The organism is uncultured Parolsenella sp., from assembly GCF_934660935.1.
In the GTDB taxonomy this organism is placed as follows: domain Bacteria; phylum Actinomycetota; class Coriobacteriia; order Coriobacteriales; family Atopobiaceae; genus Parolsenella.
Genome location: NZ_CAKUIH010000006.1, coordinates 132,910 through 159,878, shown reverse-complemented (window position 1 = coordinate 159,878; position 26,969 = coordinate 132,910). Strand labels below are relative to the sequence as shown.

The window sequence follows — 26,969 nt, the reverse complement described above, 5'->3', positions numbered from 1 at the left end:
AATCATAACCACCCTTAAAAAGGGTGGTTTGCTCTTAGGGTATAACCCACGGGCCCCGGGCTCGCGTCTAAAGGCGCGGGCCCGGACTTCGTCCAGGCCTAGTGCGTCTTGACCCGTGGCGCGCCGGTCAAACCGGCAGGCTCACCTCCTCTTGAAGGGGTCCTCGTACTCCTTCACGCTCAGCTTGTCCAGCGCGATGTCGTGGGACTCCTGCTCCCTGATGTACTTCGCGATCGTCGCCTCGTTCAGGCCGACGGTGGACACGTAGTAGCCCTCCGCCCAGAACTTCCTGTTGCCGAACTTGTACTTGAGGTTGGCGTGCCTGTCGAATATCATCAGCGAGCTCTTCCCCTTCAGGTAGCCCATGACGCTCGCGACGCTGTACTTCGGCGGGATCGCCAGCAGCACGTGCACGTGGTCGGGCATCAGGTGCCCCTCGATTATCTCGATCCCCTTGTACTCGCACAGCTTCCTGAGGATCTCCCCTATGTCGCTCCTGATTTGGTTGTAGATCACTTTGCGCCTATACTTCGGCGTGAACACGATGTGGTACTTGCACATCCACTTCGTGTGGGAAAGGCTGTAGGCCTTCTGGGCCATAGCGACCACCCCTTCGACTCGAATTCTTGACGGCCTGAACAATCGTCAATATCGGTCGGAGGGGTGGCTTTGTAAAGCCGTTTGTCTCCACCCGCATAGCGGGTGGTTTAAAGCTGGCCGCTGCGCGGCCAGCAGACTAAAGTCTTGAACAAAAAAGGCGCCCCAAATATGGGGCGCCTTCAGAAGCGAACTAGCGGAAACCGCTCAGACTACTTCTTGTACGGGTCGGGGATGACCTCGCCGGACTTCTTGGCGTAACGGACCTTGGTGCCGTCCTCCTCGAAGCGGTAGCCGACGCGCGTGGGCTTGTCGGTCTTGGGGTCGATCAGCGCGACGTTGGAGACGTCGATGGGCATCTCCTTGTTCACGAAGCCACCCTGCTGGTTCTCCTGCGTCGGGCGGACAGCCTTCTTGGCGACGGCAACGCCCTCGACGACGACCTTGCCCTCGGAGGGAAGGGCGCGCACGACCAGGCCGCGCTTGCCCTTGTCCTTGCCAGAGAGGACCTCGACGGTGTCGCCCTTCTTGATCTTCATCTTAGCCATAGTGGCGACTCCTTCTAAAGCGTCTCAGGTGCGAGCGAGACAATCTTCATGTACTTGTGGTCGCGCAGCTCGCGGGCGACAGGCCCGAAGATACGGGTGCCCACGGGGCCGCCGTCCTTGTCGATCAGGACGCAAGCGTTCTGGTCGAACTTGATGTAGCTGCCGTCCTTGCGACGGTTCTCCTTGGCGGTGCGGACGACGACGCAACGAACGACGTCACCCTTCTTCACAGAACCACCCGGAGTGGCCTCCTGCACGGCAGCGATGATGACGTCGGCGAGGCCGGCGTAACGACGCTTAGAGCCGCCCAGGACCTTAATGCACCTCACACGCTTGGCGCCGGAGTTGTCGGCGACGGTGAGCATGGTCTGCATCTGAATCATTGCTAAATCCCTTTCAAGAGCTCGTCCGGTACAGAGGTGCGCCCACACGTGCGACGCACATGTACCAGAAGAGGGCCTTGGCTGTTACTTGGCTTCCTCAACGACCTCGACGAGGCGCCAACGCTTCGTCTTGGACAGGGGGCGAGTCTCCATGACCTTGACGGTGTCGCCGACCTTGGCGACCTGCTCCTCGTCGTGGGCGTGGAGCTTCTTGGACATGGTGATCATCTTGCCGTACTTGGGGTGACGCTTACGGTTGCTGATCGTCACAACGATGCTCTTGGCACCGGAGATAGAGGTGACGACGCCCGTGCGCACCTTGCGCTGATTGCGAGCCTCGGTATCGCTCATGTTCTTCTCCCTAGACTCTTCTACTTCGCCTCAGCGGCGATCTGGCGGGCGCGCATCTCGGTGAGAATGCGGGCAATGTCACGCTTGACGTTGGTCACGCGAGCCGTGTTGTCCAGCTGGCTGGTGGCCATCTGGAAACGCAGGTTGAAGAGCTCGGCGCGGCCGTCCTCAAGCTTCTTGGCGAGCTGCTCGTCGGAGAGCTCGCGAATCTCTGCGGGCTTCATTAGTTATCCTCCTCCGCGGTGGCAACACCATTAGCAGCGTCCTCGGCGGCCCACTTGGCCTCGAGCTCGGCCTCGGCCTTCATCTCGGCCTCTGCGCGCTCCTCGGCGTCCTTGGCGATGACGATCTTGGTCTTGATGGGGAGCTTGTGCTGGGCAAGACGCAGGGCCTCGCGAGCAACCTCCTCCGTCACGCCACCGATCTCGAACATGATGCGGCCGGGCTTGACAACGGCCACCCACTCCTCGGGGTTACCCTTACCCTTGCCCATGCGGGTCTCGGCGGGCTTCTTGGAGATGGGCTTGTCCGGGAAGATCGTGATCCAGACCTTACCGCCACGCTTCATGTAACGGGTCATGGCGATACGAGCGGCCTCGATCTGACGGTTGGTGATCCAGTGAGCCTCGAGGGCCTGGATGCCATACTCGCCGAAGTAGAGCTGGGTGTTGCCCTTAGCCTGGCCCTTCATGGAGCCACGCTGAACCTTGCGGTGGTTGATTCGCTTAGGTGCGAGCATTAGTTGCCCCTCCTCTCATTGCGACGACGGGGACGAGAGGAGCCCTCGAGAGCCGGCTGCGGCTTGGGCTGGCCGGGGAGCTTCTCGCCCACGTAGATCCACACCTTGACGCCACAGGCGCCCATGGTGGTGCGAGCGGTGGCCTCACCGTAGTCAATGCAGGCACGGAGGGTGTGCAGGGGCACGCGGCCCTCACGGTACCACTCGCGACGGCCAAGCTCGGCACCGCCGAGACGACCGGAGCACTGAATACGGATGCCCTTGGCGCCAGCCTTGCGAGCGGACTGCACGGCCTTGCGCATGGCGCGACGGAAGGCAATGCGCTGCTCGAGCTGGTCGGCGATGGACTGGGCAACGAGGGAGGCGTCGAGCTCGGGGCGCTTGACCTCGATGACGTCAACGTTGACCTGGCCCTTGGAGACCTTGGCGATCTTCTCGAGCTCAGAGCGGAGACCGTCGATCTCGGAGCCCTTCTTGCCAATGACGATGCCCGGGCGGGAGGTGTAGATGGTGACCTTCACCTTGTCGCCAGCGCGCTCGATCTCAACACGAGAGAGACCGGCGTTCTTGAGGCGCTTCTCCAGGTACTTGCGAATCTCGAGGTCATTGCCGAGGGTGGTGGCGTAGTCCTTGTCGGCGTACCAACGGGAGCGCCAGTTCTCGGTGACTCCGAGGCGGAAACCAGTGGGGGAAACCTTCTGACCCATGTGGCTTTACGCCTCCTTTCGGGGAGCGACGGTGATGGTGATGTGACTCGTGCGCTTATTGATGCGGCTCGCGGAGCCCTTAGCGCGCGGACGGATGCGACGGAGCGTCGGGCCCTCGTCGACGTAGGCGGCCACGATCACGAGGTCGTCGGGACGGAAGCCCTTGTTCTGATAGGCGTTGGCCACGGCAGAGCGGAGAACCTTCTCCACGTCGACGGCGACAGCGCGCTCAGAGAACTGGAGGATCTCGTTGGCACGAGCAACGGACTTGTTGCGGATGAGATCAACGACAAGACGGGCCTTGCGCGGGGCGACACGGACGTACCTGGCGGTCGCAGAGACCCAGTTCGGGTTGGTGTTCTTAGCCATTTGTCAGTACCCCCTTAAGCCTGCTTGTGACCACGGAAGGTGCGGGTCGGGGCGAACTCGCCCAGCTTGTGACCAACCATGGACTCGGTGACGTACACAGGGACGTGCTTGCGGCCATCGTGGACGGCGATCGTGTGACCGACCATCTCCGGGAAGATGGTGGAGGAACGCGACCAGGTCTTGATGACCTCCTTCTTGCCAGCCTCGTTCATCGCAGCGACACGCGAAAGGAGGCGAGTCTCCACGAACGGGCCCTTCTTGAGACTTCTGCTCATAGGTGCTTTCTCCTACTTCTCGCGTTACTTCGTCTTGCGACGACGGATGATGAGGCGGTTGGTGACCTTCTTCGGGTCGCGGGTCTTCTTGCCCTTAGCCGGCTTGCCCCACGGGGACACAGACGGACGACCAGAGGTGTGGTTCTTGCCCTCGCCGCCGCCGTGCGGGTGGTCGACCGGGTTCATGACCGTACCACGGACGGTCGGACGGACGCCGGCCCAACGGTTACGACCAGCCTTGCCGATCTTGATGTTGGCGTGCTCAGCGTTACCAACCTCGCCGATGGTGGCGCGGCAGGTGATGAGGACGCGGCGCATCTCGGAAGACGGCATACGAAGGATGGCGTAGCCACCCTCCTTGCCCATCAGCTGGCAGGAGTTACCAGCGGAACGGGCGATGGCAGCGCCACGGCCGGGCTGGAACTCGACGGCGTGGATGAGCGTACCGACGGGGATCTCGGACAGCGGCATGGCGTTGCCGGGCTTGATGTCGGCGCCCTCGCCAGAAACGACGGTGTCGCCGACGTTGAGGCCCTTCGGGCAGAGGATGTACGCCTTGGCGCCGTCAGCGTAGTGAAGCAGCGCGATGCGAGCGGAACGGTTCGGGTCGTACTCGATGGTGGCAACCTTAGCGGGCACGCCGTCCTTACGACGCTTGAAGTCGATAACGCGGTAACGACGCTTGTGGCCGCCGCCCTGGTGACGGGTGGTCACGCGACCGTTGTTGTTGCGACCGGCCTTCTTCGGCAGCGGCTCGAGAAGCGACTTCTCGGGCTTGTCCGTCGTGATCTCGGCGAAGTCCGAGACCGTCTGGAAGCGCCTGCCTGCGCTGGTCGGCTTGAGGTGCTTAACTCCCATGTTACTTTCCCTTTCTTAGGTCCGTTGGCCATCCCGCTCAAGGGATGAGGCCTTGCAGCCGTTATCGGCAGTGGCCTCGGCGAGATGACGCCGGATTACCACGGTGCCGCGCGTATCCTTCAGCGCGGCGCGAACACGCCCTCGCTTTTGCGAGGGCGGGAGTACCCTACTCCTCGGAGGCAGCCTGCTGGCCGAAGAGCTCGATCGAATCGCCCTCGGCGACAGTCACGATGGCCTTCTTCCAGGAACGGGTCTTGCCAGCCTGGTAGCGGACGCGCTTGGTCTTGGGCTTCACCGAGATGGTGTTGACCTTGACGACGCGGACGTCAAAGAGCTTCTCGACGGCGTCAGCAATCTCCTCCTTGGGAGCCTGCTTGGCGACCTCGAACGTGTACTTGTTCTGGTTCATGAGGTCGAAGGAACGCTCGGAGACGACCGGGCGAATGATGACGTTGTAGACGGAGTTCATTTAAGCGAGCACCTCCTCGAGCTTCTTAGCGACCTCGGTCGACATAACGAGAGCGTTGTTGTCGATGAGGGCGTGCGTGGTGACCTCGCCAACGCCGATGATGCGAACGGTCTCGACGTTACGGAAGGACAGGTAGGTGTAGACGTCGTCGTCGGGGACGATGACGGTGAGGCGCTTGCCCTCGAGGCCAAGAGCCTTGAGCATGGCAACGGCCTGCTTGGTGCAGGGCTTGTCGAAGCCATAGTTGTCGACGACCACGAGCTCGTTGTCGCGAAGCTTACCGGAGAGCACGCCGCGCATGGCGAGCTTGACCTCCTTGTTGTTCAGACGACGAGCGTGGGAACGAGGGGTCGGGCCGAAGGGCACGCCGCCGCCAACCCACTGGGTGGCACGGATGGAGCCCTGGCGGGCACGACCGGTGCCCTTCTGACGCCAAGGCTTGGCGCCGCCGCCGGAGACCTCGGAGCGACCCTTGGTGTCGTGGGTGCCCTGACGGAGGTTACCGAGCTGAACGGTCACGACCTGGTGGATAACGGGGATGTTCGGCTCGATGCCGAACACGCTGGAGCTGAGCTCGACGGTACCGGCCGCCTTGCCCTCCGCGTTCTTGATTTCGATGTTGGACATCATGTTCTCCTTGATAGCCTAAAGGTGTGTATCTCTAGGCCCTTAGGCCATGCGGATCGAGACCAGGGCGTTCTTGCCGCCGGGGACGGCACCCTTGACGAGCATGAGGTTCTGCTCGGCGTCAACGCGGACGAGCTTGAGGTTCTTGACGGTGACGCGCTCGTCGCCCATGTGACCAGCCATGTGGAGGCCCTTGCGGACACGAGACGGATAGGCGCACTGGCCGATGGAACCCGGCTTACGCTGGTTACGCGAACCGTGGGTCATGGGACCACAGGCGAAGTTCCAGCGCTTGATGGTGCCCTGGAAGCCCTTACCCTTGGAGGTGCCGGTGACGTCAACGTTCTTGACCTCAGCGAAGTCAGCCACGGAGACGACGTCGCCAACCTTGTGCTCCTCGCCGGAGGCAACGCGGACCTCGCGGAGATAGCGCATGGGCTCGACGCCGGCCTTGGCGAAGTGACCCGCCATGGGCTTGTTGACGCGAGACTTCTTAATCTCACCGAAACCAATCTGGACGGCGTCGTAGCCGTCGGTGGCAACGGTCTTGACCTGCGAAACGACGCAGGGGCCGGCCTGAATGACCGTAACGGGGACGACGTTATCGTCCTCGTCAAACACCTGGGTCATCCCGATCTTGCGGCCGAGGATGGTGCTGACCATACACGTTCCTTACCTTCGGTGGTCTTGGGTGTGTCTGACGCCCCTTGCGCCAGTTCCCAGCGGACCACATCCTACTGTGCGCTGCGCGGGTGAGGGCGTTGGCTGTGACCTGCGGCTTCCTTCGCGTTGCCGGCGGAAACACCTACGTGCTTCTCGTGCCCGTTCGAAGGATACGCCCGGCACCGGGGTTAGGTGCCGACACAGCATGCCCCTAAAAGCGCAGCCTGACTAGTATACACGCGTCTGATGCCCTTCACAATCTCTATATTTGCTGGTTAGCAGTGGCATATCGGCGACCGCTCCCCCACCCTCCCGCGCGTCGGCGATGCGGCAAAAACCTGAAAAAGGGACTGTCCCTTTATCAGGTTTTACAAAGAAGGAGGCCCCGGGTATCCGGGACCTCCTAGGAAGAGCTATTCGTTCGAGAACTTAGAGCTTGATCTCGATGTCAACGCCGGCAGGAAGGTCGAGGCGCATGAGCGAGTCGACGGTCGAGCTCGTGGGCTCGAGGATGTCGATGAGACGCTTGTGGGTGCGCATCTCGAACTGCTCGCGGGAGTCCTTGTCCTTGTGCGGCGAGCGGATAACCGTGTAAAGGTTGCGCTCGGTCGGCAGGGGGATGGGGCCAGACACCTTGGCGCCAGTCTTCTGGGCGGTGTCGACGATGAGCTTCGCGGACTGATCGATGACCTCGTGATCAAAGCCCTTGAGACGAATCCTGATCTTCTGGTTAGACACTTGGTACCTCCATCGGCGGGCGCGCGCGTGCCTGCATGCGCCCGGTCGTTTCTCCTAGGGCTAGAACTTAGGCGTTGCCGCCGGCCTTGCTGACAATCTCGTCGGCAACGTTCTTCGGGACGGGCTCGTAGTCGCTGAACTGCATGGTGTAGCTCGCGCGGCCCTGGGTCTGGGAACGAAGGTCGGTAGCGTAGCCGAACATCTCGCCCAGGGGCACCTTGGCCTTGATGGACGTGGTGCCATTGCGCTCCTCCATGCCCTGGATCTGGCCACGGCGGGAGTTGAGGTTACCCATGACGTCGCCGAGGTACTGCTGCGGGGTCTCGACCTCGACGTCCTCGATGGGCTCGAGGAGAACCGGGTTGGACCTCTTCAGGGCCTCCTTAATGGCCATGGAGCCAGCGATCTTGAAGGCGGCCTCGGAGGAGTCGACCTCGTGGTAAGAACCGTCAACAAGGGTGACCTTGATGTCGACAACCGGGTAGCCGGCGATGACGCCGCTCTCGAGAGCCTCCTGGATGCCCTTGTCGATCGAGGGGATGTACTCCTTCGGAACGACACCGCCAACAATGGCGTTGACGAACTCGTAGCCCTTGCCAGACTCCTGCGGCTCGAGGTCGATGACGGCGTGACCGTACTGACCACGACCACCGGACTGGCGAACGAACTTGCCGTCGACGTGCTGAACGGCCTTGCCAGCGGTCTCACGGTAGGCGACCTGCGGCTTACCCACGTTGCAGTCAACGTTGAACTCGCGCTTCAGGCGGTCGACGATGATCTCGAGGTGCAGCTCGCCCATGCCGGCGATGATGGTCTGACCGGTCTCCTGGTCCGTGTGAACCTGGAAGGTCGGGTCCTCCTCGGCGAGCTTGGCGAGGCCAACGCTCATCTTGTCCTGCTCGGCCTTGGTCTTGGGCTCGACGGCGACGTCGATGACCGGGTCGGCGAACTCGATGGACTCGAGGATGATGGGGTGAGCCTCGTCGCACAGGGTGTCACCGGTGGTGGTGGACTTGAGGCCCACGGCAGCGACGATATCGCCGGTGGCGCAAGACTCACGGTCCGTACGGTCGTGGGCGTTCATCTCGAGGATGCGGCCCAGACGCTCGCGGTTGCCCTTGGTGGCGTTGTAGACGTAGGAGCCAGCCTCAGCGGTGCCGGAGTAGACACGGAAGTAGGTCAGCTTACCGACGAACGGGTCGGTCTGGATCTTGAAGGCCAGGGCGCTGAACGGAGCCTTGTTGTCGGCCTCGCGGGTCTCGGTCTCCTTGGACTTCGGGTTGGTGCCCTCGACGGCGGGAACGTCGAGCGGGCTCGGGAGGTAGTCGACGACGGCGTCGAGGAGCTCCTGGATGCCCTTGTTCTTGTAGGCGGAGCCGACGAAGACGAGGTTCAGCTCGTTAGAGATAACGCCCTTGCGGAGCGCGGCCTTGAGCTCGGAGACCTCGATCTCCTCCTCCATGAGGATCTTCTCCATGAGGTCGTCGTCAAAGTTGGCGGCAGCGTCGAGAAGCTCATCGCGCTTGGCCTGGGCAACTTCGGCGTACTCAGCCGGGATGGCGTCCATGGCCTCAGGGTAGATCATGCCCTTGTCGTCTTCCTTGAAGTCCCAAGCGGTCATGGTGACCAGGTCGACGAGGCCCCAGAACTGGTCCTCAGCGCCCATCGGGATCTGAGCGGCGACGGCGTTGGCGTGCAGGCGCTCCTTCATGGTGTCGATGGCATGGAAGAAGTCAGCGCCGATGCGGTCATACTTGTTGATGAAGGCGATGCGCGGGACGTTGTAGTTGTGAGCCTGACGCCAAACGGTCTCAGACTGCGGCTGAACGCCGGCAACGGCATCGAAGACGGCGACGGCACCGTCGAGGACGCGGAGGGAGCGCTCGACCTCGGCCGTGAAGTCAACGTGGCCCGGGGTGTCGATGATCTGAATGACGCTGTCGCCCCAGAAGCACGTGGTAGCAGCGGACTGAATGGTAACGCCGCGCTCCTGCTCCTGAACCATCCAGTCCATGGTGGCGGCGCCATCGTGGACCTCACCGATCTTGTGGGTCTTGCCGGTGTAGTAAAGGATTCGCTCGGTGGTCGTGGTCTTACCGGCATCGATGTGGGCCATGATGCCGATGTTACGCATGTCCTTGAGCGTGTACTTGCTCTTTGCCATGAGTGTTCTCCCTAACCTACGCGATTACCAGCGATAGTGCGAGAAGGCGCGGTTGGCCTCGGCCATCTTGTACATATCCTCGCGCTTCTTGACGGAGGCACCGATGCCGTTGGAGGCGTCGATGATCTCGTTGGCGAGACGCTCGGCCATGGTCTTCTCCTTGCGGGCGCGGGAGAAGGTGACAATCCAGCGAATGGCCAGCGTGGTGGCACGACGGGAGTTGACCTCCATCGGCACCTGATAGGTGGCACCGCCGACACGCTTCGGCTTGCACTCGAGGGTCGGGCGGACGTTGTCCATGGCCTTCTTGAAGACGGTCAGCGGATCAGACTCGGTCTTCTCCTTGACGAGGTCGAAGGCGCCGTAGACGATGCGCTCGGCGACGGACTTCTTGCCGTCGAGGAGGACCTTGTTGATGAGCTGGGTCACGAGGCGGTTGTTGTAGACGGCATCCGGCGTGATCTCACGACGGTTGGCTGCTGCACGACGCGGCATATTGAAACTCCTAACGAAATCAGCCCAGACGTTCGGGCGTGGTAGTTACTGGTACTGGGCTGGTTTAGCCGCGCTTGGCGCCGTAGCGAGAACGGGCCTGCTTGCGATCCTGAACAGCGGCGCAGTCGTAGGCACCACGGATGATCTTGTAGCGGACACCAGGGAGGTCACGGACACGGCCGCCACGGACGAGCACGATCGAGTGCTCCTGGAGGTTGTGACCCTCGCCCGGGATGTAGGCGGTAACCTCGACGCCGTTCACGAGGCGCACACGGGCGACCTTACGAAGAGCGGAGTTAGGCTTCTTGGGGGTGGTGGTGAAGACACGGGTGCAAACGCCGCGCTTCTGCGGGTTGTGCTTGAGTGCCGCGTTCTTGGACTTGCTCTTGATCGTGGTGCGGCCCTGACGGACAAGCTGGTTGATAGTAGGCAAAGCTTCTCTCCTTCATACCTATCTAGACCTGTGCTGATTACATACTTGAAGGCGACGCAGCACGACGTCACCCCGGATTGGCGCAAGTGAGTAGATTACTCGTGCTAGATTCATGTGTCAAAAAGCCACGGGGCCGGGCGTATCCATCTTCACATTCGGCACAAAAAATGGGGCGCCCCGGATCGAGGTCGTCCCACTTTACACTGCATGCTCTCTAAAGACCGTTTAGGCCTTGCGAGGCCTACCCCTCTTCTTAGGGCGCAAGGCTTCGGCGCCTTCCTCCCTATAGGTCGAGCACCACCTGAAGAAGGCGCTCTTGCTCTTGACGCCATAGGCATCCATGGCACTCGTAGACGTCATGCCGCCTTCGATGTGCGCCTTGACAGCGCCAACTTTGTCCTCGTAAGAGTACTGGTTTCTGGTATCCCCCTTCATGGTTGTACATGGCCCCCTTTCATATTCAATTTGCCCCCCAACAGATAGTTGAATTCTATATAAAACGGGAGGGCCGTGGAATAACCCCACGGCCCTCCCGGTCTTTAAATTTTCGTAAACGACGGCGAACTAAAGACTACTCGTCGTCCTCGTCCATCGAGTCGTCGTGGCGGACGACCTGGGAAAGAAGCGCATCAAGGGAGTCGAGACCCTCGTTGATGACATCGGCCTTCTGACCGCTCTCGGCAGGAGCGCCAATGAGCTCGTCCTCCGAGTCAAAGTGGTGCGCCGACGGAGCGGCAGAGCCAAGGAGAACGTCGGAGTCTCCGTCAGGCGAGAAGACCATGTTCAGAAGTTGAGACAGGTCCTCGTCGTCAGCACCCTCATCCTCGGGCTCGAGGATGTAGAGCAGGCCGCGAGCCTCAAGGCCGTCGCGAAGCTCCTGAATCGCCTTGGCGCCAATGCCGTCGATGTGCAGGAGGTCGTCCTCGGTCTTACCGATGAGGTCGCCCACGGTCTCGATGCCAACCTCGCCGAACTTGTTGGTCCAACGCTGCGACACGCCGAGGTCGTCGAAGAGGTAGAGCTTGGCATCCTCGCTGGAGAGGGTGCGGCCGTTCTTCGAGTAGACGCCCGGGTAACCATACTCGTCGCCAACCCAGTCAAGCTGCTGAGGAAGCTGCTCCTCAACCTCCTTGAGCTGCTCGGGAGCCCAGTCGGGCAGGCTCTTCGCAAGCGGGCTCGTCGGGCCGTCAATCTTCTGGCCGCGGTAGGTGAGCTCGACGTCGTTGTAGGCGGCAAGGCCGGTACCGGCGGGAATCTTCTTGCCGACGATGACGTTCGACTTCAGGTCCATGAGGTTGTCGACCTCGCCGGAGATGGCGGCCTCGGTGAGAACGCCAGCCGTGCGGATGAACGACGCGCTGGAGAGCCAGGAGTCGATGGAGCTGGCGACCTTGAGGGTACCGAGGATCGCGGGCTCGGCCTCGGGGGCAACGCCACCGGCGAGGGTGATCTCGTTGACGGTGTCAGCGAACTCGTAGCGGTCGACGTACTGGCCCATGAGGTACTTGGAGTCACCCGGGTTGGTGATCTGGACGCGACGCAGCATCTGACGGGCGATGACCTCGATGTGCTTGTCGTTCAGCTCAACGCCCTGGCTGGTGTAGACGTCCTTGACGCTCTCGACGAACGTGTGCATGGTCGACTCGATGTCGGTGAGCTTGCGCAGGTTGCGGAAGTTCACGAAGCCCTTGGTGATCTGGTCACCGGCGCGAACCTCGCAGCCGTCCTCGATGCCCGGCATGAAGCGGGCGCTCGCGGGAATGCGCTTCTCGTCGAGAATGCGGGTCGGGTCGTCGATGTCGACGATGCGGACGAGGTACTCGGTCTGCTCAGGCGAGATGGTGAGCTTACCGGAGAGCGGAGCGAGGTCAGCCTCGCGGCCAAGGATCTTCTCGTTGACGTTGCCGACGACGTCGAACATACGGCCGACCGTAGGCAGGCCCTGCGTAATGTCGTCGACGCCTGCGACGCCGCCGGAGTGAATCGTACGCATCGTGAGCTGGGTACCCGGCTCGCCGATGGACTGAGCAGCGATGATGCCAACCGCGGTGCCGACGTTGACCGGACGACGCGTGGAGAGGTCCCAGCCATAGCACTTCTGGCAGACACCGTTCTTGGAACGGCAGGTGAGAAGCGCGCGGAGCTCAACCTTCTTGAGGCCGGCATCGACAAGGCGCTGAATGTCAGCGGCGGACTCGATGTAGCCGTCCTTCGGGATGAGAACCTCGCCGGTCTTCGGGTCGATAACGTCGTTGAGGGCGCAACGGCCGACAAGGTCGACGTTGAGGTCAGTCGTGCCGGGCTTCACCAGGACGTAGGAAACGCCCTCGGCGGTGCCGCAGTCCTCCTCACGAACGATGACGTCCTGCGCGACGTCGACGAGACGACGCGTGAGGTAACCGGAGTCAGACGTGTGGGACGCGGTGTCGACGAGGCCCTTACGAGCACCGTAGGTCGAGATGAAGTACTCGAGCGGGAGCAGGCCCTCACGGAAGTTCGCCTTAATGGGAAGGTCGATCGTGTCACCGGACATGTCAGCCATGAGGCCTCGCATACCGGCGAGCTGACGAAGCTGCGTCTTAGAACCACGAGCACCGGAGTCGGCCATCATGTAGATGGGGTTGTCGTCGTCGAAGCCCTCGAGCATTGCCTTACCAAGGGCCTCGGTGCACTCGGTCCAAGCGTTAACGACCTCAGCGTGACGCTCCGCCTCAGAGAGGAAGCCGTCCTCGTAGTACTCGTTGATCTCGTTGACGTTGGCCTGAGCCTCGGCGAGCATGTGCTCCTTGCAGCCCGGGATGACAGCGTCCCAGACGGACACGGTCAGGCCGGCGCGCGTGGCGAAGTGGAAGCCAGCGAACTTGATGGCATCCAGGATAGGCTCGACACGAGCGAGCGGATAACGGTCGCAGCAGTCGTTGACGAGCTTGCCCATGTCGCTCTTCACCATCTTGTAGTTGATGAAGGGGTAATCGGCAGGCAGGCACTGACGGTTGAAGATGATGCGGCCCGTGGTGGTCTCGAAGCGAGCCGGCTTGTCGGTGACGTCGAGGTCCTCTTCCTTGCCCCAAGCGGTGCGGACGCGGAAGATCTTACGGCCGTCGACCTCGGCATTGGCGTCGGCCGCGGAGACACGGACGATGACCTTGGCCTGGATGTCGATGCCGACACGCGAATCATAGGCAGCGAGCGCGTCGTCGAAGTTGGCAAACACGTGGCCCTCGCCCGGCATGTCGTTCTTCTCCGTCGTGAGGAAGTACACGCCGAAGACCATGTCCTGGGAAGGAACGGTCAGGACCTTGCCGGATGCAGGCGAACGCAGGTTGTTGCTCGAGAGCATGAGGACGCGAGCCTCGGTCTGGGCCTTCGTGGACAGCGGCACGTGAACCGACATCTGGTCGCCGTCGAAGTCTGCGTTGAAGGGGGCGCACACGAGCGGGTGCAGGTGGATGGCCTTACCCTCGACGAGGACCGGCTCGAAGGCCTGAATCGACAGACGGTGCAGCGTAGGTGCACGGTTGAGGAGCACGAGACGGCCGTCAATGACCTCCTCGAGCACGTCCCAAACGGCGGGAAGGCTGCGATCGATGGCACGCTTGGCGCCCTTGATGTTCTCGACCTTGCCGAGCTCGACGAGACGACGCATGACAAACGGCTTGAAGAGCTCGAGGGCCATCGTCTTGGGGAGGCCGCACTGGTGAAGGAGCAGGTGCGGGTCGGTGACGATGACGGAACGGCCGGAGTAGTCGACTCGCTTACCAAGCAGGTTCTGACGGAAGCGGCCCTGCTTGCCCTTGAGGGCCTCGGCGAGCGACTTGAGCGGACGACCGCCACGACCAGTGACGGGACGACCGCGACGGCCGTTGTCGAACAGCGCGTCCACGGACTCCTGGAGCATGCGCTTCTCGTTGTTGACGATGATCGCGGGAGCATCGAGGTCAAGAAGGCGCTTCAGGCGGTTGTTGCGGTTGACCACACGACGGTAGAGGTCGTTGAGGTCAGACGCGGCGAAGCGGCCGCCGTCGAGCTGCACCATCGGGCGCAGGTCGGGCGGGATGACCGGAATGACGTCAAGAATCATGTTGGCAGGGTCATTGTGACCCTCGAGGAAGGCGTCAACGACCTCAAGGCGCTTGACGGCCTTCTCGCGACGCTGCTTCTGGCCCTTGTCGTCGGCGATGATGGCGCGGAGCTCAACCGCGGTCTTCTCAAGGTCAACGGCGCGGAGAAGGTCGCGAACGGCCTCGGCGCCCATGCCGCCCTGGAAGTAGATGGAGTAGTAGCGCTTCATCTCGCGGAAGAGGCTCTCGTCGGAGATGAGCTCACGCGTCTCGAGCTGCATGAACTTCTCGTAAGCCTCAGAGCGGAGCTGCTTCTCCTCCTCATACTCCTCGCGGAGGTCGACAATCGCGGCAGCGAGCTCGTCATCGGTCAGGACGTCGTCGCCGTTGAACTCGTCGACGATGCCCTCGGCCTGGTCAGCACGCATGCGCTCGATCTGCTCATCGCGCTCGGCGTCGAGCTGCTCGAGGTCGGCGGCCAGCTCCTCCTTGAGGTCGGCAGCGTCGGCCTCGCGGGCCTCGGTGTCGACGTTGGTGATCACGTAGCTCGCGAAGTAGAGAACCTTCTCGAGGTCCTTGGACTTCATGTCGAGCAGACGCGACAGCGGGAAGCAGTTCGGGCTCTTGAAGTACCAGATGTGGCTCACGGGAGCCGCGAGCTCGATGTGGCCCATGCGCTCACGACGCACCTTGGCGCTCGTGACCTCAACGCCGCAGCGCTCGCAGACGATGCCCTTGAAGCGAATGCCCTTGTACTTGCCGCAGCCGCACTCCCAATCCTTGACCGGGCCAAAGATCTTCTCGCAGAACAGGCCGTCCTTCTCCGGCTTGAGCGTACGGTAGTTGATCGTCTCGGGCTTCTTGACCTCACCGTGCGACCAGCTGCGGATGTCATCGGCAGAGGCGAGGGAGATCTTAATGGCGTCGAAGTCAGTGGTATCGAAATCTGCCACGGTTCGCTACTCCTTCTCGTTCGTGGTCTCGGCGACGAGCTCGGGCTCCTCGTCGGAGGAGTTGAGGTCGACGGGGGCACCGATCAGGTCATCGGCAGAGCCGGCGTCGGCGAAGACGTCGACCGGGTTCTCGGCGCTGACCTCGGCGGCAGCCTTGGCGGCACGCTTCTTGTAGGAGATCGGCTCGATGTCGAGAGCGAGGGAACGAATCTCCTTGACGAGCACCTTGAAGGACTCGGGGATGCCGGCCTCGGGGACGTTCTCGCCCTTGACGATGGACTCGTAGGTCTTCACGCGGCCGTTCGTATCGTCGGACTTGACGGTGAGGATCTCCTGGAGGACGTTGGAAGCGCCGTAGGCATACAGCGCCCAAACTTCCATCTCGCCGAAGCGCTGGCCGCCGAACTGGGCCTTGCCGCCGAGCGGCTGCTGGGTGACGAGGCTGTACGGGCCGGTCGAACGAGCGTGGATCTTATCGTCGACCATGTGGCCGAGCTTCAGGATGTAGGAGGTGCCCACGGTGATCTTGTCGCGGAAGGGCTCGCCGGTACGACCGTCATAGAGGGTGGTCTTACCAAAGCTGTTGAGCTGCGGCACGAAGGTCTCGTCCATGTGCTCGCCAAAGCGCTCGCGGGCACGGTTCACCAGGTTGGTGTTGGTGCGGCGAATGGCCTCGGCGACCTCGTCGGCCGTGGCACCGTCGAAGACCGGAGTCGCAACGGGGATCGGGCCGGGGATGTACTTGTCGGAATTGGCATCCTCCATGTCCCAGCCATTCGCGGCAGCCCAGCCAAGGTGGCACTCGAGCAGCTGACCGACGTTCATACGGGACGGAACGCCCAGCGGGTCGAGCAGGACATCGACGGGCGTGCCATCGGCCATGTAGGGCATGTCCTCGACCGGCAGGACGCGGCAGACGACACCCTTGTTGCCGTGACGGCCGGCGATCTTGTCGCCCTGCTGGATCTTGCGACGCTGAGCGACGAACACGCGGACGAGCTCGTTGACTCCCGGCGGGAGGTCGTCGCCAGCCTCGCGGCTGAAGCGGACGACGTCAACAACGCGGCCATAGGCACCGTGAGGCATCTTCAGAGAGGTATCGCGGACGTCGTGCGCCTTGGCGCCGAAGATGGCGCGGAGCAGGCGCTCCTCGGAAGTGAGAGCCGTCTCGCCCTTGGGCGTGACCTTGCCGACGAGAATGTCACCAGGGCCGACCTCGGCGCCGATGCGGATGATGCCGTCATCGTCGAGGTTGGCAAGCATGTCCTCGCCCAGGTTCGGGATCTCGCGAGTGATCTCCTCGGGGCCAAGCTTAGTGTCACGGGCGTCAATCTCGTGACGGGAGATGTTCACCGAGGTGAGCAGGTCATTCTGGACAACGCGCTCGGAGACGACAATGCCGTCCTCGTAGTTGTAGCCTTCCCACGGCATGTAGGCCACGGTGAGGTTCGCGCCGAGGGCGAGCTCGGAGTGGTCGATCGAAGGACCGTCAGCGAGGGGCTGGCCAGCCTTGACCGTCTCGCCGGCGTGGACGATCGGACGGTGGTTGATGCACGTGCTCTGGTTAGAGCGCTGGTACTTCGGGAGGTCGTACGTCACGGGACCCTTCGGGCCCTCGACGACGATGTGCGCCGCGTCGGCCTCGAGAACGGTGCCGTCGAACTCGGCGGCGATGATGTCGCCGGAATCGAGGGCGGCGCGAGCCTCCATGCCAGTGCCGACGTACGGCGCGTGGGCGTGAATCAGGGGCACGGCCTGGCGCTGCATGTTAGCGCCCATGAGGGTACGCTTCGCGTCGTCGTGCTCGAGGAACGGAATGAGCGTGGCGGCCACGGAGAGGAGCTGGCGCGGCGAGACGTCCATGTAGTCGACCTCGGAGACGGGGCACTCGGCAGGGGCGCCGAAGGAGCCGTCGAAGTCGCGGGTACGGGCGACGACGCGCTTGGGGTTGTAGAGGTTACCGTCCTCGTCAACAGCGATGAAGGAGCCGTCCTTCGGGTCGATCGGCGTGTTCGCCGGCGCGATGACGTGATCCTCTTCCTCGTCTGCGGTCATCCAGTCGATCTGATCGGTGACCTTACCGTCGACGACCCTGCGATACGGGGCCTCGATGAAGCCGAAGTCGTTGACGTGAGCGTAGAGGGCCAGCGAGCCGATGAGGCCGATGTTCGGGCCTTCGGGGGTCTCGATGGGGCACATGCGAGCATAGTGCGAGTTATGGACGTCGCGGACGGCGGTCGGGACGTTGGTACGACGGCTGGAGCCGGACTTGTGGCCGGCGAGGCCGCCCGGGCCGAGGGCCGAGAGACGGCGCTTGTGGGTCAGGCCAGCCAGCGGGTTGGACTGATCCATGAACTGGGAGAGCTGCGAGGAGCCGAAGAACTCCTTGATGGCAGCCACGATCGGACGGATGTTGATCAGGCTCTGCGGCGTGATGTCGTCAGCGTCCTGAGCGGCCATGCGCTCGCGAACGACGCGCTCCATGCGACTCATGCCGATGCGGAACTGGTTCGCAACGAGTTCGCCCACGGTACGAACGCGACGGTTGCCGAAGTGGTCGATGTCGTCGACCTTCTTGGTGGGGTCGCCGGCGTGGAGGGCCAGGAGATAGCGAAGGGCGCAGACGAGATCCTCAGCCGTGAGAACGGACTCAGAGGCGTCGACGTCGATGCCGAGCTTCTTGTTGATCTTGTAACGGCCGACCTTCGCGAGGTCATAGCGCTGAGCGTTGAAGTACAGGCCATCGAGCAGGCTGCGGGCGGAGTCGACGGTGGGCGGCTCGCCGGGACGCTGACGCTTGTAAATCTCGATGAGGGCGTCCTCGCGGGTCTGGGCGACGTCGCGCTCGAGCGTGGAGCGCACAATCTCAGAATCGCCGAGGAGGTTGATGATCTCCTCGTCGCTCTCGGCGATGCCGAGGGCACGAAGGAACATCGTGGCGCTCTGACGACGCTTACGGTCGATGGAGACGACGAGCTGGCCGCGCTTGTCGACCTCGAACTCGAGCCAGGCGCCGCGGGCAGGAATGAACTGGACGCGGTGAACCTGGACGCCGTTGTCCATCTCGGCAGCGAAGTACACGCCCGGCGAACGGACGAGCTGCGAGACGACGACGCGCTCAGTGCCATTGATGATGAAGGTGCCACGCTCGGTCATCAGGGGGAAATCACCCATGAAGACGAGCTGCTCCTTGATCTCGCCGGTCTCCTTGTTAACGAAGCGAACGTCGACCAGGAGCGGGGCCTGATACGACATGTCCTTGGCGCGGCACTCGGCGATCGTGTTGGCGGGATCACCAAACTGGTGCTCGCCGAAGGTGATCTCCATCGTGCCAGCGTTGTTCTCGATGGGCGAAGCCTCGGCAAAAGCCTCGGCAAGGCCATCGGTCATGAAGCGCTCGAACGACTCCTTCTGGATCCTAATCAGGTTGGGGAGCTCCATCGCGGGAGCGATCTTGGAAAAGCTCACGCGATCGTGCTTGACTGCGGAGGTGGTAGTAGACTTAGCGGTACGCACCAGGCATTTCCTCCTTCAACATGGCATATGGCGGCAGTTGTCGCAACCTAATAATCTAACGAAGCTCAAGTCTTTCGTCAATGAACAGTCTTGACTTCATTATTTTTTTCAACTATTTTGTCGCTCTTTAGCTATTTCCTGCACCTTTGCCGTTTTCGGCGACCTCTGGTTATGAAGGACCTGTGAGCAGTCACCCTCTCTACCACTCAAGTGCCGCGCACTACCGCTTGGCGACTTCTCTCTCTTGCTTCTGCCACTCCCCCGCCGCATCCATCGATCCTCACTCAAGCCAATAGAACGGCTGTAAACAGAAAAGCCCCACACCGATTTCTCGATGCGGGGCCTCGTAACTAACTCATAGCTCGAACCAAGTTCGAACCTATGCGGCAGGCATCAAGCCTGCTAGAAGTTACTTAAGGGAGACGGCAGCGCCGGCAGCCTCGAGCTTCTCCTTGGCAGCCTCGGCGTCCTCCTTCTTGGCGCCCTCGAGGACGGCCTTGGGGGCGGACTCGACGACCTCCTTGGCCTCCTTCAGGCCAAGGCTGGTGAGCTCGCGGACGACCTTGATGACGGCGATCTTGTTGTCGCCGAAGCCCTCGAGCACGACGTCGAAGTTCGTCTTCTCCTCGGCAGCGGCCTCGCCGGCGGCAGGGGCGGCGACGACGGCGGCAGGAGCGGCGGCGGAGACACCAAAGGTGTCCTCGATGGCCTTGACGAGCTCGGAGGCCTCGAGAAGGGTCATTTCCTTAAGGGCGTCGATGATCTCATCGGTGGTGAGCTTAGCCATTGCTAAATTCCTTTCGTGGCTCATGCAGCTTGCATGAGGTTAGTCTTATCCGAAGCGCGATTGCGCATACGGGTTGCGGCTAGGCCGCAAGACTGCCTAGGCAGCCTTCTGCTCGGAAACCTGCTGGATCGAGCGGGCGAGACCGGAGGAAACACCGTTGACGCACACGGCGATGTCGCGCGCGAAACCATTGATGAGACCGGCGATCTGGCCGAGGAGCTGCTCCTTGGAGGGAAGGTCGGCGATAGCGATGACCTCCTCAGCGGAGACGACCTGACCATCGGTGATACCACCACGGAACTCAATCTTATTGAGCTTCTTGGAGGTCTCCTTGATGGCCTTGGCAGCGGCGGCAGGGTCGCTCTCGTAGAACACGCAGGCGACGGTGCCCTCGAGGCAGTCATCGATCGCGGGCATGTCGGCGTTCTTGAGCGCGAGACGGACGATGTTGTTCTTGTAGACCTTCATCTCCGCGCCCGCCTCACGAAGAGCGTGACGAAGCTCCTGCGACTCCTTGACGGAGAGGCCGCGATAGTCGATGACGAACAGGCCGCTGGAAGCCTCCAGGGACTTGTTGACCTTCTCGAGCATATCGATCTTGGACTTGGCTGGCATAGTTGCACCTCCCCTCGAGCGAACGTGCACGTCTCGCCAGTAGGCGGGACTTCGCTCGAGGAGAACAAAAGACCCCGCCGGCGCTTGGCCAGACGGGGTCGCAAGAGTTTCACTCGTTGGACCACCTCGGCAGGCGGGACGAACCCCTTAGGCCCGATTGGGCACCGGCTGTCTCTGGCAGCGGACGTGCTATGTGCTGAACAGTCAATATGATTGCAGCCGCCCGACTAAGAGTCAAGCGGCTGCATCAAATTCAAATCTCCTACACGCCAATTATGCGGCGCACGTTAGGTGAGATTTAGGCCTCGAGGAAGGCGCGGGTGACGGAAGAGTCAACCTTGACGCCAGGGCCCATGGTGGAAGCAAGGGCGATGGACTTAACGTACTTGCCCTTGGCGGTGGCGGGCTTCACGCGGAGAATCTCGGTGTAGAGAGCGCCGTAGTTCTCGACGATCTGCTCGACCGGGAAGGACACGCGGCCCACCGGGACGTGGCAGATGCCGTAGCGGTCAGCGCGATACTCGACACGACCGGCCTTGAGCTCGCCGACCATCTTGGCGACGTCCATGGTGACGGTGCCAAGCTTGGGGTTCGGCATGAGGCCACGGGGGCCGAGGACCTTACCGAGACGACCGACCTTGGCCATCATCGGCGGGGTGGCGATGGCAGCGTCGAAGTCGATGTTGCCAGCCTGAATCTGAGCGACGAGGTCGTCGGAGCCAACGATGTCGGCGCCGGCCTCCTCGGCGGCACGAGCCTGCTCGCCCTCGGCGAAGACGGCAACGCGGACGGACTTGCCGGTACCGTGGGGCAGCGCGATGGAGCCACGGATGTTCTGATCAGCCTTGCGGGTGTCGACACCGAGGCGGAAGGTGGCCTCGATGGTCTCGTCGAAACCGGCGAAGGAGATCTCCTTGACGAGCTCCGCGGCGGCCTTCGGGGTGTAGAGCTTGCCGGCCTCAACCTTGGCGGCGGCGGCAGCGTACTTCTTACCGTGCTTAGACATGTTCTTTCCTCCATGTGGTCAACGGGCTGACGCCCTCCCACATCGTGCGGTCTCAAGACCGCGCTTGAGCCGGCTTGCGCCGGCGGGATACCTAGGTGCCCAATCAGGGCAAAGCCTCGCCCGAGAGCGGACGAGGCAAAGCGAAAGAGCTACTCAGCGATGGTGACGCCCATGGAACGAGCGGTGCCAGCGATGATCTTCTTGGCAGCCTCGATGTCGTTGGCGTTGAGATCCGGCATCTTGGTCTCGGCGATCTGGGTGAGCTGCTCCTGGGTGAGCTGGCCGACCTTGTCACGCTGGGGAACGCCCGAGCCGCCCTTGAGGCCGAGGGTCTTCTTGATCAGGTGAGCCGCAGGCGGGGTCTTGCAGATGAAGGTGAAGGAACGATCCTCGTAGACGCTGATCTCAACGGGGATGATGTCGCCCTTCTTGTCTGCCGTGGCGGCGTTGAACGCCTGGCAGAACTGCATGATGTTGACCTGAGCGGCACCGAGGGCCGGGCCGATCGGGGGCGCGGGGTTAGCAGCGCCGGCGGGAATCTGGAGCTTGATGAGGTTAACAACCTTCTTCTCAGCCATGGTCATACCTTCCTGATTGAATAACGTGTTAAAAGCGAGCTATCTAGTGCGCGGTCCTCAGAAGCTTTCCTCACCGAAAGAGGCCCGCGGGATTGCCAGTCTTAGGCGATGACGCTGACCTGGTCGAGCGTAAGCTCGGCGGGCGTCTCGCGGCCAAAGATCATCATAACGACCTTGACCTTGCCGGCCTCAGCGTTGACCTCGGTGACCTGAGCGTCAAAGTCAGCAAGGGGGCCAGAGAGCACGCGGACGGTCATGCCGGGCTCAAGGTTGGTCGCGGTGCGATGCGGCACCGGAGTACCCGCACGAGGCGTGCTACGGCGCATGATCTTGTTGAACTCCTCGCGAGAAAGAGGAGCAGGCTTGCCGTCAACGCCAACGAAACCAGTCACGCCAGGGGTGTTGCGAACGACAGACCACGAATTGTCGTCCATCTCCATGCGAACGAGAACATAGCCCGGGAAGACCTTGCTCTCCTTCGTCTCACGCTTGCCGCCGTCCTTGATCTCAGTGACCTCTTCGGTCGGGATCTTGATGTCGACAACGACGTTCTCGAGGCCGTAGGTCTCGATGCGGTGCTCAAGGTCGTTCTTAACCTTGTTCTCATAGCCAGAGTAGGTGTGAACGACATACCAACGCTTCGCCATAGTCTTAACCCCTCAGTCCGGTAAAGCCGATGAGAGCGGCGACGACACCAGTGTCGACAAGCCAAACAGCGACGCCGAAGACGACGAGCATGGCAATGACCGCGACAGAATAGTTCTTGAGCTCAGACTTGGACGGCCAGGTGACGCGGCCCATCTCGGTCTTGACATCCTTGAACCAATTCTTGATACGACCGAAGAAGCCGACCTTCTTGGGCTCGCTCTTCTTGGCCTGAGCCTTAGCAGGCGCCGAGGTTGCCTTCTTGGAGCCATTGGCCGAGGAAATGGCGTGCTTCTCCTCGAGCTCCTTACGCTCGGCGGCACGCGCCTTGCGCACGCTCCTCTTCTGGCGATCCTTGTTGGCCATGCTCATTCCCTTCGGGCGGGCTTCGTACAATCATAGAAACCGGCCTCCCCCAATGGGAGGCCGGTGAGGTTGCTGGCAGGCCAGGTAGGACTCGAACCCACAACAAACGGTTTTGGAGACCGCCGCTCTACCATTGGAGCTACTGGCCTGTGGGGTGTTGGAGACTAGCGGGTCTCCTTGTGCAGGGTGTGCTTGCGGCACCACGGGCAGTACTTCTTGAGCTCCATGCGCTCAGGATTGTTCTGCTTGTTCTTGTCCGTGGTGTAATTGCGGCGCTTGCACTCAGTGCAGGCGAGGGTAACCATGGTACGCATTGCTTTCCTCCTGATGGGTCATGGCCAAGACTGTCTCAGCCATGGCGCGAGCGAGAATGTTACCAGTGTGTCATTGGGTTTGTCAATACGAAGAGACCGTAACGAAAGAAAGATCTCTCGTCTCGACATAACCTTCACAAGAAAAGGCCCGGTACCAAGCGGCACCGGGCCCAGTAGTTGCTAGGAAAACCTAGATCTACTCAATGATCGTAGCGATACGACCATCGCCGACGGTGTGACCACCCTCACGGATAGCGAAGCGGTCACCCTCCTCCATGGCGATGCCGTGGATGAGGTCAGCCTCGATGGTGACGTGGTCGCCCGGCATAGCCATCTCGACGCCCTCGGGGAGGACGATGGAGCCGGTGACGTCCGTGGTGCGGAAGTAGAACTGCGGACGGTAGTTGGTGAAGAACGGGGTGTGACGGCCGCCCTCCTCCTTGGTCAGAACGTAGACCTCAGCGGTGAACTTGGAGTGCGGGGTAACGGTGCCAGGCTTGCAGATGACCTGGCCGCGCTCGATGTCCTCGCGCTTGATGCCGCGGAGAAGCAGGCCGACGTTGTCGCCGGACTCGCAGAAGTCCATGGTCTTGCGGAACATCTCGATGCCGGTGCAGACAGAGGACTGCGTGGGCTTGATGCCGACGATCTCGACCGGCTCGTTGAGCTTGAGCTCGCCGCGCTCGACACGACCGGTGGCAACGGTGCCACGGCCGGAGATGGTCATGACGTCCTCGATGGCCATCAGGAACGGCTTCTCGTTGTCACGGGCGGGCGTCGGGATGTACTCGTCGACGGCCTTCATGAGCTCGCGGACGGAGTCCATCCACTTCGGGTCGCCATTGAGGGCGCCGAGAGCGGAGCCACGGATGATCGGGAGATCGTCGCCGGGGAAGTCGTACTCGGAGAGGAGGTCACGGGTCTCCATCTCGACGAGGTCGATGAGCTCCTCATCGTCGACCATGTCGCACTTGTTCAGGAAGACGACGATGTAGGGCACGCCGACCTGACGGGCGAGAAGGATGTGCTCGCGGGTCTGAGCCATGGGGCCGTCGGTGGCGGCGATGACCAGGATAGCGCCGTCCATCTGGGCAGCACCGGAGATCATGTTCTTGACGTAGTCAGCGTGGCCCGGGCAGTCAACGTGAGCGTAGTGACGGTTCTGGGTCTCGTACTCGACGTGAGCGACGGAGATGGTGATGCCACGCTCGCGCTCCTCGGGAGCCTTGTCGATGTTCTCGAACGCGGTGAAGTCGGCCTTGCAGCCCTCGGTCTCAGAGAGGACCTTGGTGATAGCAGCCGTCAGCGTGGTCTTGCCGTGGTCAACGTGACCAATCGTACCGATGTTCACGTGCGGCTTAGTGCGCTCAAACTTCTCCTTGGCCATTTGCCATCCTCCTCATGGATGCTAGCTTTAGGCCTTGACGGCCTTTTTGCCTATTAATATGTCCAGCGGCGCCGATTGCTCGACGCCGCGAGGGCTCTGGTAGCGGTGACTGGATTCGAACCAGTGACGCCGCGGGTATGAACCGCGTGCTCTAACCAACTGAGCTACACCGCCGTGCTTGAATGGAGCCCGCGACCGGATTCGAACCGGTGACCTCTTCGTTACCAACGAAGTGCTCTACCTACTGAGCTACACGGGCATGGTGGGGATGCTTGGACTCGAACCAAGGAACCCAGAGGGAGCGGATTTACAGTCCGCCGCAGTTGCCGCTGTGCCACATCCCCATACCGTTTTCAAGCCGCCGTCTGGGGCCGTCGCCCCTCGCAGCGGAAGAGATATTACAAGGCTGAGAAAATATTGTCAACAGAAATGGGGAAGCCGCCCACCTTCACATTTCCTTCACTTCTCGCTAGGAGCAACAAAAAGCGGGGCGACAGCCTTCTCGGCACGTCGCCCCGCTTCGCCAGATCATGGAGCCAACGATAGGAATTGAACCTACAACGGCCTGTTTACAAGACAGGGGCTCTACCATTGAGCTACGTTGGCACGCATTCGCGGACAAGCCGCGTTCTTGCATGGTAGCCGAATCAAGCCGTTTCGGCTACCTCCCCAACAGCGCGTTGAGCGCCGCAAGCGTCTTGGGGTCGAGGCGGTCCTCCACCGTAAGACGGCCGTGGCTTCGATCCGCCACGTCCACCTCGCGCTCGGCATCGAGCGTATCTATCTCGTGAGCGAGCATCGAGCTCGAGATTCGAGTCACGGGAATCCCGCCGACCGTCGCCCTGATCGCATTGTCTGAGGTCACAACCGTTACCTCGCGCATCTCTCGGCGGCAATCGGTCACGAGCTTCTCGATGACGGAATCCGCCGTGACGCCCGTGGGCGAGAAGATCATGCGCACGCCGGCACGCCTGAGCTCAGGGTGTTCCGGGTTCACGTTTCCGGCAGCGTCAAAGACGATGACGGGGTCGTAGCGGCCCTGGGCAAAGGCGGCAACGTCACCCACGAGCATGTCTCTAGCGCGCTCGAAGGGGTCGCCATCGCGAGAGCCAGGCTCAGGCTCGTCTGCGAGCTCCTTGTACCGCGGGGTGCCGAATATAACGTTGTAGCCGTCAACGACGAGAAGTTCGTTCTTGGAACGCTTAGCCACGTGCGCCACCTAGAAGTCGAAATCGCTCGTATCGGGCAGGTCGTAGTAGCCCGACTCGTCGAAGACGACTTCGTCCGTCGCGTCACAGGTTTCAGCTCCCGCCGCGGCACCAGCAACTCCGCCTGCAGCCTCCGCCTGAGTCATGTCGCGGCGAAGCCACTCGTACGCGATTGCCGTGGTCGCCTGGGCGACGTTCAGGGACTCGACGACGCCGCGTTGGGGCAGACGGAACTCGAAGTCGCAGTGCTCGCGCACGAGACGCGAGATACCGGAGCCCTCAGAGCCCATGACGAGCGCAAGGCGCCCGTGAACCGGCGCATCCCAAATGACGTCATGCGCGTGCTCGGTGGCACCACCAGCCCAGAAGCCATGCTCCTTGAGCTCGTCAAGAGCCGTCGCAAGGTTGGGCACCTGCGCAATGGGCAGGTGCATGACCGCGCCGGCACTCGTCTTGTAGGCGCCTACGCCAACGCGGGCAGCACGGGCGTTCGCGATGACGACGCCTGCCGCTCCCACGATCTCTGCCGTGCGCACGATGGCACCGAAGTTGCCCTCGTCCGTCACGTGGTCGAGGACGATGACGAGGGCGTTGCCCTCCCCCGCCCGAGCGATGACGTCCGCCAGGGACGCATAGCGATAGGGGCGCACTTTGACCATGACGCCCTGGTGGGCACCGTGCGAGGAAAGCGAATCGAGGATCGGCTTGGCGACTCGCTCGACCTCGACGCCGGCGGCCTCAAAGGTGCGGGCGAGGTCTGCGAGCGCTTGGTCGGCGCCGCCCTGGTCCTTCTGGATCAAGGCGCGAGAAACGGGCAGACCCAGCTCGAGGGCTTCCGCAACGGCGCGGCGGCCCTCGATGAGGTCGCCCTTCGAACCGGCGCGGGAGCGGTCGGGGCGGCGACTCTGCGCAGACTGGGTATCGGCATCGCGCTTTTGCGGGCGCTGGGAACGCGCAGGAGCGCCTCCGCGAGCCCCGGCGCCACGGCCCCTGCCGCCGCCCTGGGTCGAACGGCCGCCAGCCCCGCCACGGCCCTTAGAAGGGCCGCCCTGGCGCTGACCGGAAGCCGAGCGGTTGTCACGGGACGCGGGGCGTCCGCCGGATCGACGTGCCATTC

At 62.2% G+C, this 26,969-nt stretch carries 29 protein-coding genes, 5 tRNA genes and 1 pseudogene; all 35 read right to left on the bottom strand.

Annotated features, from left to right (window positions below):
• Window positions 1–141: 141 nt before the first annotated feature.
• Window positions 142–600, bottom strand: a complete 459-nt coding sequence (tnpA, locus tag Q0H23_RS04910; protein WP_055250296.1) for an IS200/IS605 family transposase — start codon at window positions 598–600, stop codon at window positions 142–144.
• Between the two features lie 209 nt (window positions 601–809).
• Window positions 810–1,145: a 50S ribosomal protein L24 gene (gene rplX / locus Q0H23_RS04905; RefSeq protein WP_293814415.1), complete on the bottom strand. Its 336-nt coding sequence runs from the start codon at window positions 1,143–1,145 to the stop codon at window positions 810–812.
• A 14-nt stretch (window positions 1,146–1,159) separates the two neighbouring features.
• Complete coding sequence (gene rplN, locus Q0H23_RS04900) at window positions 1,160–1,528, bottom strand: 50S ribosomal protein L14 (protein WP_293836256.1); 369 nt, start codon at window positions 1,526–1,528, stop codon at window positions 1,160–1,162.
• A gap of 84 nt (window positions 1,529–1,612) precedes the next feature.
• Window positions 1,613–1,879, bottom strand: a complete 267-nt coding sequence (gene rpsQ / locus Q0H23_RS04895; protein WP_293814413.1) for a 30S ribosomal protein S17 — start codon at window positions 1,877–1,879, stop codon at window positions 1,613–1,615.
• Between the two features lie 20 nt (window positions 1,880–1,899).
• Complete coding sequence (gene rpmC / locus Q0H23_RS04890; protein ID WP_293814412.1) at window positions 1,900–2,103, bottom strand: 50S ribosomal protein L29; 204 nt, start codon at window positions 2,101–2,103, stop codon at window positions 1,900–1,902.
• A 119-nt stretch (window positions 2,104–2,222) separates the two neighbouring features.
• A pseudogene (gene rplP, locus Q0H23_RS04885) lies at window positions 2,223–2,618 on the bottom strand (50S ribosomal protein L16); the annotation flags it as partial.
• Complete coding sequence (gene rpsC, locus Q0H23_RS04880; protein ID WP_293814411.1) at window positions 2,618–3,325, bottom strand: 30S ribosomal protein S3; 708 nt, start codon at window positions 3,323–3,325, stop codon at window positions 2,618–2,620. The pseudogene rplP and the gene rpsC, both read right to left, overlap by 1 nt.
• A gap of 6 nt (window positions 3,326–3,331) precedes the next feature.
• A complete protein-coding gene (gene rplV / locus Q0H23_RS04875; RefSeq protein ID WP_293814410.1) occupies window positions 3,332–3,694 on the bottom strand; it encodes a 50S ribosomal protein L22 in 363 nt (120 codons plus the stop codon).
• Between the two features lie 14 nt (window positions 3,695–3,708).
• A complete protein-coding gene (gene rpsS / locus Q0H23_RS04870; protein ID WP_293814409.1) occupies window positions 3,709–3,969 on the bottom strand; it encodes a 30S ribosomal protein S19 in 261 nt (86 codons plus the stop codon).
• Between the two features lie 24 nt (window positions 3,970–3,993).
• Complete coding sequence (gene rplB, locus Q0H23_RS04865) at window positions 3,994–4,827, bottom strand: 50S ribosomal protein L2 (protein WP_293814408.1); 834 nt, start codon at window positions 4,825–4,827, stop codon at window positions 3,994–3,996.
• A gap of 166 nt (window positions 4,828–4,993) precedes the next feature.
• Window positions 4,994–5,296 (bottom strand): 50S ribosomal protein L23, encoded by a 303-nt coding sequence (gene rplW / locus Q0H23_RS04860; RefSeq protein ID WP_293836254.1) that lies wholly within the window; start codon window positions 5,294–5,296, stop codon window positions 4,994–4,996.
• Window positions 5,297–5,923: a 50S ribosomal protein L4 gene (rplD, locus tag Q0H23_RS04855; protein WP_293814406.1), complete on the bottom strand. Its 627-nt coding sequence runs from the start codon at window positions 5,921–5,923 to the stop codon at window positions 5,297–5,299.
• 42 nt (window positions 5,924–5,965) lie between these two features.
• Window positions 5,966–6,586 carry a 50S ribosomal protein L3 gene (rplC, locus tag Q0H23_RS04850; RefSeq protein ID WP_293814405.1) on the bottom strand — a complete coding sequence of 207 codons (621 nt, stop codon included), beginning with the start codon at window positions 6,584–6,586 and terminating at the stop codon, window positions 5,966–5,968.
• 429 nt (window positions 6,587–7,015) lie between these two features.
• Window positions 7,016–7,324 carry a 30S ribosomal protein S10 gene (gene rpsJ / locus Q0H23_RS04845; protein WP_293814404.1) on the bottom strand — a complete coding sequence of 103 codons (309 nt, stop codon included), beginning with the start codon at window positions 7,322–7,324 and terminating at the stop codon, window positions 7,016–7,018.
• Between the two features lie 67 nt (window positions 7,325–7,391).
• Window positions 7,392–9,488 carry an elongation factor G gene (fusA, locus tag Q0H23_RS04840; RefSeq protein ID WP_293836252.1) on the bottom strand — a complete coding sequence of 699 codons (2,097 nt, stop codon included), beginning with the start codon at window positions 9,486–9,488 and terminating at the stop codon, window positions 7,392–7,394.
• Between the two features lie 24 nt (window positions 9,489–9,512).
• On the bottom strand, window positions 9,513–9,983 hold the full coding sequence (gene rpsG, locus Q0H23_RS04835) for a 30S ribosomal protein S7 (RefSeq protein ID WP_293814402.1): 471 nt from the start codon (window positions 9,981–9,983) through the stop codon (window positions 9,513–9,515).
• Window positions 9,984–10,047: 64 nt separating this feature from the next.
• Entirely contained in the window at window positions 10,048–10,416 is a 369-nt protein-coding gene (rpsL, locus tag Q0H23_RS04830) for a 30S ribosomal protein S12 (RefSeq protein WP_293814401.1), read from the bottom strand.
• A gap of 225 nt (window positions 10,417–10,641) precedes the next feature.
• The gene (locus tag Q0H23_RS04825; protein ID WP_293814400.1) at window positions 10,642–10,851 is read right to left on the bottom strand and encodes a helix-turn-helix domain-containing protein; all 210 of its coding nucleotides are present in this window, start codon (window positions 10,849–10,851) and stop codon (window positions 10,642–10,644) included.
• Between the two features lie 136 nt (window positions 10,852–10,987).
• Window positions 10,988–15,430, bottom strand: a complete 4,443-nt coding sequence (locus tag Q0H23_RS04820; protein WP_293836250.1) for a DNA-directed RNA polymerase subunit beta' — start codon at window positions 15,428–15,430, stop codon at window positions 10,988–10,990.
• Between the two features lie 6 nt (window positions 15,431–15,436).
• Window positions 15,437–18,946, bottom strand: a complete 3,510-nt coding sequence (locus tag Q0H23_RS04815; RefSeq protein WP_293836248.1) for a DNA-directed RNA polymerase subunit beta — start codon at window positions 18,944–18,946, stop codon at window positions 15,437–15,439.
• Window positions 18,947–19,355: 409 nt separating this feature from the next.
• Window positions 19,356–19,733: a 50S ribosomal protein L7/L12 gene (gene rplL, locus Q0H23_RS04810; RefSeq protein WP_073296321.1), complete on the bottom strand. Its 378-nt coding sequence runs from the start codon at window positions 19,731–19,733 to the stop codon at window positions 19,356–19,358.
• A 96-nt stretch (window positions 19,734–19,829) separates the two neighbouring features.
• Window positions 19,830–20,348 (bottom strand): 50S ribosomal protein L10, encoded by a 519-nt coding sequence (gene rplJ, locus Q0H23_RS04805; protein WP_293814397.1) that lies wholly within the window; start codon window positions 20,346–20,348, stop codon window positions 19,830–19,832.
• Between the two features lie 298 nt (window positions 20,349–20,646).
• Window positions 20,647–21,354 carry a 50S ribosomal protein L1 gene (gene rplA / locus Q0H23_RS04800; RefSeq protein ID WP_293814396.1) on the bottom strand — a complete coding sequence of 236 codons (708 nt, stop codon included), beginning with the start codon at window positions 21,352–21,354 and terminating at the stop codon, window positions 20,647–20,649.
• A gap of 149 nt (window positions 21,355–21,503) precedes the next feature.
• Window positions 21,504–21,932 (bottom strand): 50S ribosomal protein L11, encoded by a 429-nt coding sequence (gene rplK / locus Q0H23_RS04795; protein WP_293814395.1) that lies wholly within the window; start codon window positions 21,930–21,932, stop codon window positions 21,504–21,506.
• 101 nt (window positions 21,933–22,033) lie between these two features.
• Window positions 22,034–22,579 (bottom strand): transcription termination/antitermination protein NusG, encoded by a 546-nt coding sequence (gene nusG / locus Q0H23_RS04790; protein ID WP_293814394.1) that lies wholly within the window; start codon window positions 22,577–22,579, stop codon window positions 22,034–22,036.
• Between the two features lie 4 nt (window positions 22,580–22,583).
• Window positions 22,584–22,943 carry a preprotein translocase subunit SecE gene (secE, locus tag Q0H23_RS04785; RefSeq protein ID WP_293836245.1) on the bottom strand — a complete coding sequence of 120 codons (360 nt, stop codon included), beginning with the start codon at window positions 22,941–22,943 and terminating at the stop codon, window positions 22,584–22,586.
• A gap of 73 nt (window positions 22,944–23,016) precedes the next feature.
• A tRNA-Trp gene (locus Q0H23_RS04780) sits at window positions 23,017–23,092 on the bottom strand.
• Between the two features lie 15 nt (window positions 23,093–23,107).
• Complete coding sequence (gene rpmG / locus Q0H23_RS04775; protein ID WP_293814392.1) at window positions 23,108–23,257, bottom strand: 50S ribosomal protein L33; 150 nt, start codon at window positions 23,255–23,257, stop codon at window positions 23,108–23,110.
• Window positions 23,258–23,453: 196 nt separating this feature from the next.
• Window positions 23,454–24,644, bottom strand: a complete 1,191-nt coding sequence (gene tuf / locus Q0H23_RS04770) for an elongation factor Tu (protein ID WP_293814391.1) — start codon at window positions 24,642–24,644, stop codon at window positions 23,454–23,456.
• A 97-nt stretch (window positions 24,645–24,741) separates the two neighbouring features.
• A tRNA-Met gene (locus Q0H23_RS04765) sits at window positions 24,742–24,818 on the bottom strand.
• Window positions 24,819–24,827: 9 nt separating this feature from the next.
• Window positions 24,828–24,903 (bottom strand) — tRNA-Thr (locus tag Q0H23_RS04760).
• Between the two features lies 1 nt (window position 24,904).
• A tRNA-Tyr gene (locus tag Q0H23_RS04755) sits at window positions 24,905–24,988 on the bottom strand.
• A gap of 187 nt (window positions 24,989–25,175) precedes the next feature.
• A tRNA-Thr gene (locus tag Q0H23_RS04750) sits at window positions 25,176–25,250 on the bottom strand.
• Between the two features lie 55 nt (window positions 25,251–25,305).
• On the bottom strand, window positions 25,306–25,854 hold the full coding sequence (locus Q0H23_RS04745; protein WP_293814390.1) for an NYN domain-containing protein: 549 nt from the start codon (window positions 25,852–25,854) through the stop codon (window positions 25,306–25,308).
• Window positions 25,855–25,863: 9 nt separating this feature from the next.
• A complete protein-coding gene (gene rlmB, locus Q0H23_RS04740; RefSeq protein WP_293836243.1) occupies window positions 25,864–26,967 on the bottom strand; it encodes a 23S rRNA (guanosine(2251)-2'-O)-methyltransferase RlmB in 1,104 nt (367 codons plus the stop codon).
• Window positions 26,968–26,969: the final 2 nt, after the last annotated feature.

Bases quoted from the DNA above. Each gene is read 5' to 3' on its own strand.
- tnpA (WP_055250296.1), bottom strand. From the start codon at position 600: ATGGCCCAGAAGGCCTACAGCCTTTCCCACACGAAGTGGATGTGCAAG.
- rplX (WP_293814415.1), bottom strand. From the start codon at position 1,145: ATGGCTAAGATGAAGATCAAGAAGGGCGACACCGTCGAGGTCCTCTCT.
- rplN (WP_293836256.1), bottom strand. From the start codon at position 1,528: ATGATTCAGATGCAGACCATGCTCACCGTCGCCGACAACTCCGGCGCC.
- rpsQ (WP_293814413.1), bottom strand. From the start codon at position 1,879: ATGAGCGATACCGAGGCTCGCAATCAGCGCAAGGTGCGCACGGGCGTC.
- rpmC (WP_293814412.1), bottom strand. From the start codon at position 2,103: ATGAAGCCCGCAGAGATTCGCGAGCTCTCCGACGAGCAGCTCGCCAAG.
- rpsC (WP_293814411.1), bottom strand. From the start codon at position 3,325: ATGGGTCAGAAGGTTTCCCCCACTGGTTTCCGCCTCGGAGTCACCGAG.
- rplV (WP_293814410.1), bottom strand. From the start codon at position 3,694: ATGGCTAAGAACACCAACCCGAACTGGGTCTCTGCGACCGCCAGGTAC.
- rpsS (WP_293814409.1), bottom strand. From the start codon at position 3,969: ATGAGCAGAAGTCTCAAGAAGGGCCCGTTCGTGGAGACTCGCCTCCTT.
- rplB (WP_293814408.1), bottom strand. From the start codon at position 4,827: ATGGGAGTTAAGCACCTCAAGCCGACCAGCGCAGGCAGGCGCTTCCAG.
- rplW (WP_293836254.1), bottom strand. From the start codon at position 5,296: ATGAACTCCGTCTACAACGTCATCATTCGCCCGGTCGTCTCCGAGCGT.
- rplD (WP_293814406.1), bottom strand. From the start codon at position 5,923: ATGTCCAACATCGAAATCAAGAACGCGGAGGGCAAGGCGGCCGGTACC.
- rplC (WP_293814405.1), bottom strand. From the start codon at position 6,586: ATGGTCAGCACCATCCTCGGCCGCAAGATCGGGATGACCCAGGTGTTT.
- fusA (WP_293836252.1), bottom strand. From the start codon at position 9,488: ATGGCAAAGAGCAAGTACACGCTCAAGGACATGCGTAACATCGGCATC.
- rpsG (WP_293814402.1), bottom strand. From the start codon at position 9,983: ATGCCGCGTCGTGCAGCAGCCAACCGTCGTGAGATCACGCCGGATGCC.
- Q0H23_RS04825 (WP_293814400.1), bottom strand. From the start codon at position 10,851: ATGAAGGGGGATACCAGAAACCAGTACTCTTACGAGGACAAAGTTGGC.
- rplL (WP_073296321.1), bottom strand. From the start codon at position 19,733: ATGGCTAAGCTCACCACCGATGAGATCATCGACGCCCTTAAGGAAATG.
- rplJ (WP_293814397.1), bottom strand. From the start codon at position 20,348: ATGCCAGCCAAGTCCAAGATCGATATGCTCGAGAAGGTCAACAAGTCC.
- rplA (WP_293814396.1), bottom strand. From the start codon at position 21,354: ATGTCTAAGCACGGTAAGAAGTACGCTGCCGCCGCCGCCAAGGTTGAG.
- rplK (WP_293814395.1), bottom strand. From the start codon at position 21,932: ATGGCTGAGAAGAAGGTTGTTAACCTCATCAAGCTCCAGATTCCCGCC.
- nusG (WP_293814394.1), bottom strand. From the start codon at position 22,579: ATGGCGAAGCGTTGGTATGTCGTTCACACCTACTCTGGCTATGAGAAC.
- secE (WP_293836245.1), bottom strand. From the start codon at position 22,943: ATGGCCAACAAGGATCGCCAGAAGAGGAGCGTGCGCAAGGCGCGTGCC.
- rpmG (WP_293814392.1), bottom strand. From the start codon at position 23,257: ATGCGTACCATGGTTACCCTCGCCTGCACTGAGTGCAAGCGCCGCAAT.
- tuf (WP_293814391.1), bottom strand. From the start codon at position 24,644: ATGGCCAAGGAGAAGTTTGAGCGCACTAAGCCGCACGTGAACATCGGT.
- rlmB (WP_293836243.1), bottom strand. From the start codon at position 26,967: ATGGCACGTCGATCCGGCGGACGCCCCGCGTCCCGTGACAACCGCTCG.